The sequence below is a fragment of the Sulfitobacter aquimarinus genome (assembly GCF_040149565.1).
GTDB lineage: Bacteria > Pseudomonadota > Alphaproteobacteria > Rhodobacterales > Rhodobacteraceae > Sulfitobacter > Sulfitobacter aquimarinus.
In genome coordinates this window covers 17384-31072 of the sequence record NZ_JBEFLO010000005.1, presented here as the reverse complement: position 1 = coordinate 31072, position 13689 = coordinate 17384, and the positions used below count along the sequence as shown (strand labels likewise).

Below are 13689 nucleotides of genomic sequence, written 5' to 3'. Positions count from 1 at the left end.
AGTTCCCAGTGATCACCGCACGCAGCCTTTTGCAAAATGCCATTCTGCTTTTGACCCGCAATCCGAAGAAAACGGTAACCGTTGTCGCGCCGGCTTTGGTATTGATGCTGGGTGTGGGTATCCTGACGGCGCTGCTGGCGCCTGATGTTCTGGCTGCAAACGCCAACACGTCCGACTTCAGCTTTCTGGCGGACGGGCCCGTGCCCTTGCTGCTGGTTGCGGGTTTTGTGCTGAGCTATGCGCTGATGGCAATCTTGTGGCACCGCCACACGCTGGCCGACCGCCCTGCCCGCCGCCCGATGAGCGCGATGCTTGTCATGGGGTATCTGTGGCGGGTGCTGGCCTTGGCGCTGATCCAGCTGGTCGCAAGCCTTGCTATTATCATGCCGCTTCTCATCGTGACCGAGACAGGCGACGGTGCCGCGCGCCCGCCTGCGCTGGTCTCGATCCTGATCACGACATTCACGACGCAAATCATTTTGCTGTGGTTCTCGCTCAGGCTCAGCCTGATCCTGCCGGCCGCCGCGCTGGGTAAGCCAATGCCGCTGGCGCACAGCTGGCGGCACACCGATACGATTGCACGGCCCTTATGGGGTGTCGCGGCGGCGCTGGCGCTGGTGAACACTGGCTTCACCGCGATTACCACCTTTATACAGCCCACCGCGCCCAGCTATGCCGTCGCGGTTGAGCTGCCTATCCATATCATAGAGGGGCTGCTGATTTTCAGCGTCCTGACCACACTCTATTCTATACTGGTCCAAAAAGACGGCTCCAGCGCGGCCTGAGCTTTAGGCCATCCCACCCTTGATCAACCCTTCGGCAATGCGCGCATAGGCTTGCGCCATCGGGCTGTCGCCTGCCGCGATCGGTGTGCCACCATCGCCCGCAAGGCGCGTCTCCAGATCAATCGGCAGCGTGCCCAGCAACGGAACGCCCATCTGCGCCGCCTCTGCCGCGACACCACCCTGCCCGAAAATCTGATGCTCGGCCCCGCAGTCGGGGCAGACAAACATCGACATATTCTCGATCAGGCCCAGGACAGGCGTTTTGAGCGTACCGAACATATCAAGCGCCTTGCGCGCATCAATCAAGGCCACGTCCTGTGGCGTGCTGACGACAATCGCGCCCGAAAGCTCCGACTTGGTACACAGGGTCAGCTGCACATCGCCTGTGCCGGGTGGCAGATCGACCAGCAGCACGTCCAGCTCACCCCACTCTACCTGCCCCAACATCTGTTGCAGCGCGCCCATCAGCATGGGACCACGCCAGACGACGGCTTTGCCCTCTTCCATCATGAACCCGATCGACATGAGCGTGACGCCATGGGCGTGCAGCGGGATGATCGTCTTGCCATCGGGGCTGGCGGGTTTCTTGTTCACCCCCATCATGCGCGGCACACTGGGGCCGTAGATATCCGCATCAAGCAAGCCGACCTTGCGCCCCTGTTTGGCCAAGGCCACGGCGATATTGGTACTGACCGTGGATTTGCCCACGCCCCCCTTGCCCGAACCGATGGCAATGATGCGCTTGACGCCGCTTGGCTTGGTCGGGCCGTCCTGAGGCTTGGGGTGGCCACCGACCTTCAGGCTGGGCGGAGCGGCAGGTTTCGCCGCAGGCCCATGCGCGGTGAGCGCGACCGTCGCTTGTGTCACGCCGTCCAGCTCTGCCACGATCTTTTCCGCCGCATCACGCAGCGGGCCCATCGCCTTGGCCACATCCGCATTCGGAGCCTCGATCACAAAGCGCACGACAGTTCCATCAACCGTCAGCGCCCGCACCAGATCATGTGCGATAATACTGCGCCCGTCGGGCAGGTTCAGCCGTTCCAGCGCTGCGGTGACATCTTCTTTGGTTACGGACATTGCACACTCCCCTTGTTTCCCCTGACATCGCAGATTGAGCGGAAACCGCAAGCAAATGCACCGCAGCAAAGCACAGGCGGGGTCGTGACGGGCGAATGCCTAAATATTCAGCAAACACGCTTATGCAAAGAATGCATAGCCGCATTGCAGAAAATTAATTTGTGCAACTGCAGCAAATGGGGGTATACAAGCTATGAAAGCAATCCTCCCGATGGTTTTCTAAACTTTTTAAGTGACCTCCACCTCCTCCCGGAGTGATCTTAGTTTTTACGGCGGCGACTTCTCCTCCCTGAAGTCGTCGCCATTTTTTTATCCTGTAGTTGAATCGTGAAACCTGACGTAGGGTCATTTTTTACAATTCATAAACAACGGGTTGCGACAAATTGTGCATATGCAGAAAATGCATAGCCGCATTGCAGCATTACCTATTGTCCGATCGGGTCATCGTCATACATAACAGTCACAACAAGACGCAAACAACGATGAGAAGAGAGCAACATGGCTTATTTCAACGACACAATCGCATCCGCACAACCACGCCGCATCGCAGCATTTTTCGACGCAATCGCGCTGAAACTGCGCCAGCGCAAAGTTTACAACCAGTCCCTGAACGAACTGTACACACTGACAGACCGCGATCTGGCCGATCTGGGCATGTGCCGCGGTGACTTCCGCCGCATCGCACGCGAAGCTGCTGAACAGACTACATAAATTCGAATTGCTTGCGGGAACGTCCTCCCACTGAACCGCAGGTAAGCTGGCACATCGGCAGAGTCTCACCTCCCTGATGACCCCTTTGTGCCAAAAGCTGCGCCTTTCCTTCCTCCCATTTGGAAGGGTGCACTTAACCAAAGCGGCGGCCCCTCCTCCCAGGGGTCGCCGTTTTACGTTTTCGGGGCGACTTCCAACAGATCATCGGGCTGTCAGTCAAGCACTTCGCAAATACGGGCAAGTGTTTCGAGCCGCACACCTTTGACCTTGCCTGATTTCAGCAAACACAGGTTATGTTCGGTGATGCAGCCCCGTTCGGCCAGATCTTTGCCCTTCATTTTGCGCCGCGCCAGCATGACGTCGAGCCTGACAATCACCTCCATCAAACGAATCCCTCGTTCTCGCGCGCGATTTTGATCTCTTCATGCAGGACCAACCCAAGGAACAGGAACGCCAAGCGCAAAAAGCCGAACCAACATTGTCGCTGTTCTACCAGATACGCAGTGGCAATGGGCCGTCCAGATTGTGCCACGACCGGATCATCGGACTGAACGCGCCCGCCGCCATCGCCAGAGTCGACGAGAGAAACATCAAACCGCCAAAGACATGCGAACCCGATATGAACGCCAGCAGAAAAAGGGCAAATACGGCGCCTTTGCATTGATCAAAGCGTTTGGTTTCGGCGTCTCCATCGGGTGGAACACAGCAAATGAGGCCCGCGAGGCCGCGATCGCCTATTGCAAAGTCGCATCCTCAGAGGCGCTCGCCCCTTTGGGGGGCGAACCGCACAAATGATCAAACGCCCGCGGGCTTGAACGGTGCAGGATCAACAACCCCCACAATCCCTAAGACGCAGCATCATCCGCCGCTGTCAGGAAACGGGCGACAACCTTCTTGTCGCCCGCTTTTTCAAACGCGACTTCCAGTTTTTCGCCCTCGATCCCGATGATCGCGCCATAACCGAATTTCTGGTGAAACACCCGCTCGCCCATGGAAAAGCTGCTTGTCGCGGTCATATCGATGGTCATGTTCTTCGCCTCTGACGGCTGGCTGACCCCGCGTGTGCCCGCCCGCGCCTGCAAGCGCCGCCATCCGGGCGAGTTATAGACATTCGCCTCGGCCGCCTGATCGTGCAGCGTGCTTTTGGGCATCGCGGCCCCAAAACCACCGCCATAAAGACCGGGCGGCGTCAGCACATCCACATGCGCCTCGGGCAGCTCGTCGATGAACCGCGATGGCATGGCGTTTTGCCACTGCCCAAAGACAAAGCGGTTGGCGGCAAAGGAAATCGTGCACAATTCCTCCGCCCGCGTGATCCCCACGTAAGCCAGCCTGCGCTCCTCCTCCAGCCCCTTTAACCCGCTCTCATCCATCGAGCGTTGCGAAGGGAACAGCCCGTCTTCCCAGCCGGGCAGGAACACGGCAGGGAACTCGAGCCCTTTGGCCGCGTGTAGCGTCATAATGCTGACCTTCTCGCCCTCGCCGTCTTTTTCATTGTCCATGATAAGGCTGACGTGCTCCAAGAACCCTTGCAGATTCTCGAATTGCTCCAAGGCCTTGACCAGTTCCTTGACGTTCTCGAGCCGCCCTGGAGCTTCCGGCGTTTTGTCATTCTGCCAATGACCGGTATAACCGCTCTCGTCCAAAATCATCTCGGCCAGTTCAACGTGGCTGACCTCTGGCGGGCCATATTCAATACGGATCGGGCCGCCCGTATCCACGACAGAATCGTCGTTCACCTCAATGCGCGGCCCGCGGAGCATCCCTGACCAGCGGTCGATCCCCTCAATCAGCAGCCGCAACTGCGCGGCCCCTTTGCCGCCGATCCCGTCATGGGCCAGCAGGATACGCGCACCTTCCACCATATTGGTGCCATGCTCTTGCGCGGTAGCGCGGATTTTGCGTTGCGCCACATCGCCAAGGCCGCGTTTGGGTGTGTTCACGATCCGCTCGAACGCCAGATCATCATCGGGCGAGGTCACAACACGGAAATAAGCCATCGAATCGCGGATCTCCAACCGCTCATAGAAACGCGGGCCGCCGATCACGCGGTAGGGCAAACCAATCGTCAGAAAACGGTCCTCGAACGCGCGCATCTGGTGGCTGGCCCGCACCAGAATCGCCATATGATCCAGTGACACACGGGCGTTGCCCCGCGTGCCACGCTGCATGGCCTCTATCTCGTCCCCGATCCAACGCGCCTCTTCCTCGCCGTCCCAATGGCCGATCAGGCGCAGCTTCTCGCCCTCCTCGGCTTGCGTCCAGAGCGTCTTGCCCAATCGCCCCTCATTGGCGGAGATCACGCCTGCCGCCGCCGCCAGAATGTGCGGGGTGGAGCGATAGTTCTGCTCCAGCCGTACCACATGGGAGCCCGGAAAGTCCTTTTCAAACCGCAAGATATTGCCCACCTCGGCGCCGCGCCAGCCATAGATCGACTGGTCGTCATCGCCAACACAGCAGATGTTCTTATGCCCCGCCGCCAGCAGCCGCAGCCATAGGTATTGGGCAACGTTCGTATCCTGATATTCGTCCACTAGGATGTATTTGAACCAGCGTTGATACTGCGCCAGCACGTCCTCATGGGTCTGGAAAATGGTGACCATATGCAACAGCAAGTCACCAAAATCACAGCAATTCAGCTCGACCAGCCGCTTCTGATAGGCCGCATAAATCTGCGGCCCCAAATGGTTATACGCCCCCGCATCAGCGGCGGGTATCTTGTCAGGCGTCAGCGCACGGTTCTTCCAGTCGTCAATAATCCCCGACAGCATCCTTGCAGGCCAGCGCTTGTCGTCAATCCCTTCTGCGGCCACCAACTGCTTGAGCAACCGAAGCTGATCGTCCGTGTCCAGAATGGTAAAATTCGACTTCAACCCCACCAGCTCTGCATGCCGCCGCAGCAGCTTCACGCAAATCGCGTGGAACGTCCCCAGCCAGCGCATCCCGTCGGCCGATTGCCCCAACATCGCACCAACGCGATTCTTCATCTCCCGCGCCGCCTTGTTGGTGAAGGTCACGGCCAAGACCTCATTCGGCCGCGCACGCCCTGTATTGAGCAGATGCACAATCCGCGCCGTCAAAGCCCGCGTTTTGCCCGTGCCGGCCCCAGCCAACATCAACACAGGGCCATCCATCGTCTCGACGGCCTCGCGCTGCGCAGGGTTCAACCCCTCCAGATAGGGTTGGGGACGCGCCGCCATGGCGCGGGCGGACAGGCTGGCCCCTTCAAAGGCCGCATTTTCATCAAATTCGCTCATACCGCAGACCCTACCCAATAACACCGCAAAGGAAAACCATGTTCTCGTGATGTTCCATCTTCATTTTGCCAATAACCTCCGGGAGCGCGAGGGCTGGCGCTCGCTCCCACACCTGCCCCACAAGCAAACAGTAGACAATCCGTCACGCCACCCGCCATATAGCGCAATGGACCTGCACGCAAAATACCCCGCCCTCAGCGATCTGCGCAGCCGCGCACAAAAACGCATCCCGAAATTTGTGTGGGAATACCTCGACAGCGGCACAGGCGACGAGGCCACAAAGGCCCGCAACCGTGCGGCGCTAGACCGCATCGGCATGATGCCCTCGATCTTGCACGGTGAATTCACGCCCGATCTATCCACAACCTTCATGGGCCACGACATGCCCCTGCCCTTTGGCATTGCGCCCATCGGGATGTCGGGCCTTATGTGGCCCGATGCCGAAGGCCATCTGGCCCGTGCCGCCGGCCGCAACAAAATTCCCTATTCCATATCAACCGTCGCCACGCAAAGCCCCGAAGACATCGCCCCACATCTGCCCCGACATAGCTGGTTCCAGATGTATCCGCCCCGCGATGCGGACATCCGCCGCGACATGCTGGCGCGAGCCAAGGCGGCGGGGTTCAAGACGCTGATCCTAACCGTAGATGTGCCCGTCGCCAGCCGCCGCGAGCGGCAGGTCCGCTCCGGCCTGACCAACCCGCCGCGCCTCACCCCGCGTCTGGCGCTGCAAGTCGCCATGCGCCCTGCTTGGGCCATGGGCATGGCGCAGCGCGGGATGCCGCATATGCGCGGCCTTGATAAATACGCCAATGCAGCGACCGACGGGCTCTCGCCCACGGCGCATGTGGGCTATCTTTTGCGCACGGCCCCCGATTGGGACTACGTCAAATGGCTGCGCGATGAATGGGACGGCGATCTGTTTGTCAAAGGCGTCATGCGTGCCGAGGACACGGCCCCGTTGGAAGCCGCAGGCGTTGACGCCATCTGGGTCTCGAATCACGCAGGCCGCCAGTTCGACGGCGCCCCCGCCGCGATCGAGGCTCTGCCCGACATCCGCGCCGCCACGAAACTGCCGCTCATCTTCGACAGCGGGATCGCAGGAGGGCTGGATATCCTGCGCGCCATCGCGCTGGGTGCAGATTTTGTCATGCTGGGGCGCGCTTTCCACTACGCACTGGGCGCACTTGGGCCACGCGGCATTGACCATCTGGTCGATATTCTGGCCAAAGACATGGAATCGTGCATGGGACAGATCGGCGCGCAAAGCCTGCGCGACCTGCCCGCTACAATCACGTTGAGCCCGCGCTGAGCCGTTATTGCACCCACAGCTTGGCCGGACCTGTCACAAAACGCGCCGTCTGTTCACCTGGCGGGAATGGCTGTCCGTTTGCGCCGGTCGTGCGGATAACATATCCATCCCCGTCCGCGGCGCGGAAATAGCTGGCGCAGACGCTGCCGCCAAACTCGTCCACCAAACCGCGGGTGAAATCCTGAACAAATTGCGCCATAGCATCGCGGCCTTCAACAGTGACATCATTGCTGGCACTGCACAGCCCGCCGTCGACCACTTTGCTACGGGTGCGGACCGCGATTTGCTGCGTAGCAGCGCCGTCGGGCGTGCGCACAATGGCGACCTCACGCGACTGCATGACCGAGCCGCGCAGCGTGGCCGTGATCACCGAGGCGCAGCTGTCGGTCTTTGCCTCGTAGTCAACGCAAATATTCTGGTTCGGGTGCGCTGCAAGGATCGCGCGAATGCCCAGCGGCTCGCCCTTCGGCAAACTGCGCAAGGCAAGCGGATCAGGCGCGGCACAGCCCACCAGCACAGCCAAAGCGACGCCAACTTCGCATAAATTTCTAAAGCCAGCCATAAGAACGCTCTTCACCTGCATGTATTTGGAAAATTCTATCCTTCTAATCCTTGCCGTGACAAGGCGTTAGGCGGCTGAAATGCACAATAACGCCGCAAAAATGCGCAAAATCGACATTGTTAGCGCAAAAAACGTCACAAATACGCGGCTATACCCATTCTCACGCATTGCGCCCCCCCGTCGGCCGGGCCTACAACTTCGCAACGGAAGAACTCCAAAGGTGCAGCTATGACCGACTTCAACAAAATCCTCATCGCCAACCGCGGCGAAATCGCAATCCGCATCATGCGGGCCGCCAACGAGATGGGCAAAACAACGGTCGCGGTCTTCGCCGAAGAGGACAAGCTGGGCCTCCACCGTTTCAAAGCAGACGAGGCCTACCGCATCGGCAAGGACCTTGGCCCCGTCGCCGCCTACCTGAGCATTGACGAAATGATCCGCGTGGCCAAAGCCAGTGGCGCGGATGCGATCCACCCCGGCTACGGCCTGCTGTCCGAAAACCCCGATTTCGTGGATGCCTGCGCGCAAAACGGCATCACCTTCATCGGCCCCAAAGCCGAAACCATGCGTGCGCTGGGGGACAAAGCCTCGGCCCGCCGCGTGGCGGTAGAGGCAGGCGTGCCCGTCATCCCTGCAACGGGCGTGCTGGGCAATGATATGGAGGCGATCAAGAAGGAAGCAGCCGAGGTCGGCTATCCCTTCATGCTCAAGGCGTCATGGGGCGGCGGCGGGCGCGGTATGCGCCCGATCTATTCCGAGGACGAGCTGGAAGAGAAAATCCGCGAAGGCCGCCGCGAGGCCGAGGCCGCATTCGGCAATGGCGAAGGCTATCTGGAGAAGATGATTCTCAAGGCCCGCCACGTCGAGGTGCAAATCCTGGGCGACAGCCACGGCGAGATTTATCACTTGTACGAGCGGGACTGCTCGGTCCAGCGCCGCAACCAGAAGGTGGTTGAACGCGCCCCCGCCCCCTACCTGACCGAAGAACAACGCGCCCATGTCTGCGAGTTGGGCCGCAAAATCTGCGCCCATGTGAATTATGAATGTGCAGGCACTGTCGAGTTCCTGATGGATATGGAAACCGAGGAGTTCTACTTCATCGAGGTAAACCCCCGCGTGCAGGTCGAACACACCGTCACCGAAGAAGTCACCGGCATTGATATTGTGCAGGCGCAAATCTTAATCTCGGAAGGTAAGACCATCGCGCAAGCCACCGGCAAAGCGTCACAAAGTGACATCCAGCTTCAGGGCCACGCGCTGCAAACCCGCATCACGACCGAGGATCCGCTGAACAACTTCATCCCCGACTATGGCCGCATCACCGCCTTCCGCGAGGCGACGGGCATGGGCATCCGTCTGGACGGCGGCACGGCCTATTCGGGCGGTGTCATCACGCGCTATTACGACAGCCTGCTGGTCAAGGTCACCGCCAAAGCGCAAACGCCCGAGCAAGCTATCGCCCGCATGGACCGCGCCCTGCGCGAGTTCCGCATCCGCGGTGTCTCGACCAACATCGCCTTTGTCGAGAACCTGCTGAAACACCCGACGTTCCTCGACAATACCTACCACACGAAATTCATCGACGAGACGCCTGATCTGTTTACCTTCAAGGCACGCCGCGACCGTGGCACCAAGGTGCTGACCTACATCGCCGATATCTCTGTCAACGGGCACCCCGAGACGAAGGACAAGCCTCTGCCCGCCCGTGCCGCACGCGCGCCACGTCCTCCCGAAAACCGTGCCGAGCCGATGATGGGCACCCGCAACCTGCTGGAGCAAAAAGGCCCGCAAGCCGTGGCCGACTGGATGGGGCAACAGCGCCAGCTGCTGATCACCGACACGACCATGCGCGACGGGCACCAGAGCCTGCTTGCCACCCGCATGCGCAGCCATGACATGATCAAGGTGGCGCCTGCCTATGCCGCGAATCTGCCCACGCTGTTCTCGGTCGAGTGTTGGGGCGGTGCGACCTTCGATGTGGCCTACCGCTTTTTGCAGGAATGCCCGTGGCAGCGCCTGCGCGACATCCGCGAGAAGATGCCGAACATCATGACGCAAATGCTACTGCGTGCGTCGAACGGTGTGGGCTATACCAACTATCCTGACAATGTGGTGCAGCATTTTGTGGCCACCGCCGCCAGCAGCGGCGTGGATGTGTTCCGCGTCTTCGACAGCCTCAACTGGGTCGAAAACATGCGCGTGGCAATGGACGCGGTGCAAGAAGCGGGCAAGGTCTGCGAAGGCACGATCTGTTACACCGGCGATATCTTTGACCCCGACCGCGCCAAATATGACCTGAAATACTATGTCGCCATGGGCAAAGAACTGAAGGCCGCAGGCGCCCATGTGTTGGGTCTCAAAGACATGGCGGGCCTCTTGAAACCCGCCCAAGCGCGGCAGCTGGTTCGCACGTTGAAATCCGAGGTCGGCCTGCCCATTCACTTCCACACCCACGACACGGCAGGCATTGCCACGGCGACAATCCTTGCCGCCAGTGAAGCAGGCGTAGACGCCGTTGATTGCGCGATGGATGCTTTCTCAGGTAACACATCCCAAGCCACGCTTGGCTCCGTGGTCGAAGCCTTGCGTCACACCGACCGCGACACTGGATTGGACATGAATGCCGTGCGCGAAGTATCTGATTACTGGGAAGAAGTCCGCCATCAATACGCCGCTTTTGAGACGGGTATGCAGGCGCCCTCATCCGAGGTGTACCTGCACGAAATGCCCGGCGGGCAGTTCACCAACCTCAAGGCGCAAGCGGCGAGCCTTGGCCTTGATGACCGCTGGCCCGAGGTGGCGCGCACCTACCGCGATGTGAACCAGATGTTCGGCGATATTGTGAAGGTCACGCCGTCCTCGAAGGTCGTCGGCGACATGGCCCTGATGATGGTGTCGCAGGGTCTGACCCGCGATCAGGTGGAGGACCCCAAAACGGAAGTCTCCTTCCCCGACAGCGTCATCGACATGATGCGCGGCAATCTGGGCCAACCTCCGGGTGGCTTCCCAGCAGGCATCGTGGACAAGGTGCTGAAGGGCGAGAAACCCAACACCGCCCGCCCCGGTGCGCATCTGGAACCTGTCGACCTTGAGGCCGAGCGCAGCGCGCTGTCCAAACAGCTGGGCGGCGTCAGGATCGACGATGAGGACCTCGCAGGCTACCTCATGTATCCGAAGGTCTACACCGACTACATGACCCGCCACGAGACTTATGGCCCCGTGCGCACTCTGCCCACGCCCACGTTCTTTTACGGGATGGAACCGAGCGACGAGATCACAGCCGAGATCGACCCCGGCAAGACGTTGGAGATTCGCCTGCAAGCCATTGGCGAGACGAACGAGGACGGCGAGGTGAAGGTATTCTTTGAACTCAACGGCCAGCCCCGCGTGATCCGCGTGCCGAATCGTCTGGTCAAAGCGTCCACCATCCAGCGCCCCAAAGCCGAAGCAGGCAACGCCAACCACATCGGCGCGCCGATGCCGGGTGTGGTGGCCAGCGTCGGGGCTGTCGTGGGGCAATCGGTCAAGGAAGGCGATCTGCTGCTCACCATCGAAGCGATGAAGATGGAGACAGGCCTGCACGCAGAGCGTGACGCGGTGGTCAAAGCCGTACATGTTGCCGCGGGTGGGCAGATTGACGCCAAAGACCTGCTGGTTGAACTGGAGTAGCGTCTGGAATGGCCAGTGGGTGGGAACGGGCTTTTCAAGCAAAAGCCCTGCCTCCCACAGTCGTGGACCATAGGTCCACGCGGATTGACGCCAAAGACCTGCTGGTTGAACTGGAGTAGCAACTAGCACCAAACCTCAGAGCGGCCTGCCTTTGTGCCATGCGGGGCCGCTCTGACCCTGCCCGTACTGGTATTTAGGGCGCAATTGGCCCAAGCTTCCGCAAAACCAACTTTTTTGCCGGAGCTTTCCTCATGTCCCTTACTGTTACCCCTCTCTATGCCGGTCTGCTGACCCTTTTATATCTTGTGCTGACCGTGCGCGTTGTGCGCTATAGGCGCGGCAATCAGATATCGCTGGGCGATCAGGGCGACAGCCAGATGGCGAAACGCGTGCGCGTGCATGGCAACTGGGCCGAATATGCGCCGCTGGTGATGATCCTTCTGCTGATCACCGAACTTCAGGGCGCGCCTGCGCTGGTGCTGCATCTGATCGGTGCGGCTTTTCTGATCGGGCGCATCTGTCACGCGGTCGGCGTGTCCCAGACCCCGCAAATCATGCCCCTGCGGGTTGTCGGCATGGTCCTGACAATCAGCGTGATGATCCTCACTTCCTTGGGGTTAATCGGACATAGTTTGCTCTGATCAAAAGTTTTTCGAAATACGGCAACTTTTCCTCTTGCGGCTCCCTGCCCAGAGAGCTAAATCACCCTCACTAACGGATGCGGGCGTAGCTCAGGGGTAGAGCATAACCTTGCCAAGGTTAGGGTCGGGCGTTCGAATCGCCTCGCCCGCTCCAGTTAGACCGCTTTACCCAAGCGGTGATTGACAAGGCCGCCTTCGGGCGGCCTTTCGTCGTTTGGGGGGCTTAATCTTTCTAGGGAAGGTTTGGCATTTCGGTTTCGGCTATGGCGATACTCATCTGGGCGCTTGCGACCTCCCCCCTGCTCCAGGCCCACCGCCTTTTGCGAGGGCGCATTGCACCACGCGGCCATAGAATACAAATTCAGCGCCCGACAGCAGCGCCTTGTGCGCATCCGCGCCAAAGAGGTTTTGCACAGCTAACGATCGCTCACGGCGCGCAGAATGCGGGGGCGCAAGCGTCAAAGGCCGCACGGTAACGCACGGCCCCTGACGCAGTAACAGCGGCGCCGTCAATATAGTCAAACACCATCCACGGCAGAGTCCGCTTAGGCAATCGCCGTGCGTCCTATGTGCTGTGGATAGCGTCTAGCCCTGTCAGGCTTTGACAGCTTCCATAAAGCGGTGGCGGATCACGACGGGGTCCAGCGTGATGACCGGCAACTTGATATTGCCGCTGTCGCATTTGCACACGATGATGGTCATCTCGTCGCTGTCGATGGCCGATTGCAGCACAGGACCAAGGTCTTTGTCCTGCACTTCGACCACGTTGTCGCACCCACAGGCCGTGGCAACAGCCGCAAGCGATGTCTTCTTGCCCGCATAGGTCGGTTGATCCCCGGTGGAGCCATAGGACCCGTTGTCGATGATCAGCAGCGTGTAGTTGCCCGTCGCGTTGTTCGCGATAGTGGGCAGCGTGCCAAGGTTCGTCAGGACCGAGCCGTCCCCGTCGATGGAGATCACAGGCTTGTCCTGCGCCAACGCGAGGCCGAAACCGATGGAGGACGACAGCCCCATGGTGCCGAGCATGTAAAAGTTACGCTCGTTATCGTCGATCATGTGAAGTTCCTGAGACGGAAGACCGATGTTGCACACCACCAGATGCGGATTAAGGATCGGGGCGATTTCTTTCAAGATTTCTGAACGGATCATTGGTCGCCATAGCCTCCCCAAAAGTTGGCGTCGGTCAGGATCGCCACGGGTTTGTTGCACATGAATGTGTATTTCAGGATGTTGTCGAATTCCTCGACGTCTTTTTGCCAGTGGAAGTGGTAGGTGGGGATGTTCAACTGCGCCAGCAGCGCCTTGGTATGGACCGCCATTTCGACCTGACAGGCCACCGGTTCACGCAGCTCACCACGGTAAGAGATGATCATCGGCAGCGGCATGCGGTAGAATTGCGTCAGCGTGGCCAGCGTGTTGATCGTGACCCCGATAGCCGTGTTCTGCATGATGATCGCGGGGCGCTTGCCGCCCATGAAGGCACCCGCGCACAGACCCATGCCTTCGTCTTCTTTGTTGGAGGGGATGTGGAAAATCTCGTCGCGGTTCTCGACCTCGTCGATCACACCGGCCAGCTGTTTGCACGGCACGGTGGTGACGAAAGAGACATCATTGGCGACAAGATCGTCCACGATCTTTTTGTCGATGTTCATGGAGGTGGCCTTTCGGGTTCTGG

The 13689-nt window shown here is 59.8% G+C and carries 12 protein-coding genes, 1 tRNA gene and 1 pseudogene; 7 read left to right on the top strand and 7 right to left on the bottom strand.

Annotated features, from left to right (window positions below; translation table 11 throughout):
- Positions 1 to 8: 8 nt before the first annotated feature.
- Positions 9 to 785: a hypothetical protein gene (locus ABMC88_RS11000; protein WP_349576932.1), complete on the top strand. Its 777-nt coding sequence runs from the start codon at positions 9 to 11 to the stop codon at positions 783 to 785.
- Between the two features lie 3 nt (positions 786 to 788).
- Here the strand turns inward: ABMC88_RS11000 and ABMC88_RS10995 are convergent, their stop codons facing one another.
- The gene (locus ABMC88_RS10995) at positions 789 to 1862 is read right to left on the bottom strand and encodes an Mrp/NBP35 family ATP-binding protein (RefSeq protein ID WP_349576931.1); all 1074 of its coding nucleotides are present in this window, start codon (positions 1860 to 1862) and stop codon (positions 789 to 791) included.
- Between the two features lie 498 nt (positions 1863 to 2360).
- Between ABMC88_RS10995 and ABMC88_RS10990 the strand changes: the two genes are divergently transcribed.
- A complete protein-coding gene (locus ABMC88_RS10990; RefSeq protein ID WP_349576930.1) occupies positions 2361 to 2573 on the top strand; it encodes a DUF1127 domain-containing protein in 213 nt (70 codons plus the stop codon).
- 212 nt (positions 2574 to 2785) lie between these two features.
- On the opposite strand, the gene ABMC88_RS10985 is transcribed toward ABMC88_RS10990, so the two are convergent.
- Positions 2786 to 2956: a helix-turn-helix domain-containing protein gene (locus tag ABMC88_RS10985; protein ID WP_349576929.1), complete on the bottom strand. Its 171-nt coding sequence runs from the start codon at positions 2954 to 2956 to the stop codon at positions 2786 to 2788.
- 223 nt (positions 2957 to 3179) lie between these two features.
- Here ABMC88_RS10985 and ABMC88_RS10980 point away from each other — a divergent pair, with 223 nt between their 5' ends.
- Entirely contained in the window at positions 3180 to 3368 is a 189-nt protein-coding gene (locus ABMC88_RS10980) for a hypothetical protein (protein ID WP_349576928.1), read from the top strand.
- 50 nt (positions 3369 to 3418) lie between these two features.
- Here ABMC88_RS10980 and ABMC88_RS10975 read toward each other — a convergent pair whose 3' ends face one another.
- Entirely contained in the window at positions 3419 to 5830 is a 2412-nt protein-coding gene (locus ABMC88_RS10975) for an ATP-dependent helicase (RefSeq protein ID WP_349576927.1), read from the bottom strand.
- 166 nt (positions 5831 to 5996) lie between these two features.
- Between ABMC88_RS10975 and ABMC88_RS10970 the strand changes: the two genes are divergently transcribed.
- Positions 5997 to 7142 carry an alpha-hydroxy acid oxidase gene (locus ABMC88_RS10970; RefSeq protein WP_349576926.1) on the top strand — a complete coding sequence of 382 codons (1146 nt, stop codon included), beginning with the start codon at positions 5997 to 5999 and terminating at the stop codon, positions 7140 to 7142.
- Between the two features lie 4 nt (positions 7143 to 7146).
- Here ABMC88_RS10970 and ABMC88_RS10965 read toward each other — a convergent pair whose 3' ends face one another.
- Entirely contained in the window at positions 7147 to 7704 is a 558-nt protein-coding gene (locus ABMC88_RS10965) for a hypothetical protein (RefSeq protein ID WP_349576925.1), read from the bottom strand.
- Positions 7705 to 7932: 228 nt separating this feature from the next.
- Between ABMC88_RS10965 and ABMC88_RS10960 the strand changes: the two genes are divergently transcribed.
- The 3 genes from ABMC88_RS10960 to ABMC88_RS10950 all read left to right on the top strand — a co-directional run bounded on the left by ABMC88_RS10960 (position 7933) and on the right by ABMC88_RS10950 (position 12168).
- A complete protein-coding gene (locus ABMC88_RS10960) occupies positions 7933 to 11373 on the top strand; it encodes a pyruvate carboxylase (RefSeq protein WP_349576924.1) in 3441 nt (1146 codons plus the stop codon).
- A gap of 251 nt (positions 11374 to 11624) precedes the next feature.
- Positions 11625 to 12014 (top strand): MAPEG family protein, encoded by a 390-nt coding sequence (locus ABMC88_RS10955; RefSeq protein ID WP_349576923.1) that lies wholly within the window; start codon positions 11625 to 11627, stop codon positions 12012 to 12014.
- Positions 12015 to 12093: 79 nt separating this feature from the next.
- A tRNA-Gly gene (locus ABMC88_RS10950) sits at positions 12094 to 12168 on the top strand.
- Between the two features lie 265 nt (positions 12169 to 12433).
- Here ABMC88_RS10950 and ABMC88_RS10945 read toward each other — a convergent pair.
- The 3 genes and pseudogenes from ABMC88_RS10945 to comD all read right to left on the bottom strand — a co-directional run.
- Positions 12434 to 12567 (bottom strand): annotated as a pseudogene (locus ABMC88_RS10945) (alpha-hydroxy-acid oxidizing protein); the annotation flags it as partial.
- Positions 12568 to 12608: 41 nt separating this feature from the next.
- Positions 12609 to 13163 carry a sulfopyruvate decarboxylase subunit beta gene (comE, locus tag ABMC88_RS10940; protein ID WP_349576922.1) on the bottom strand — a complete coding sequence of 185 codons (555 nt, stop codon included), beginning with the start codon at positions 13161 to 13163 and terminating at the stop codon, positions 12609 to 12611.
- Entirely contained in the window at positions 13160 to 13666 is a 507-nt protein-coding gene (comD, locus tag ABMC88_RS10935; protein WP_349576921.1) for a sulfopyruvate decarboxylase subunit alpha, read from the bottom strand. The genes comE and comD overlap by 4 nt, the downstream gene beginning before the upstream one ends.
- Between the last annotated feature and the right edge of the window lie 23 nt (positions 13667 to 13689).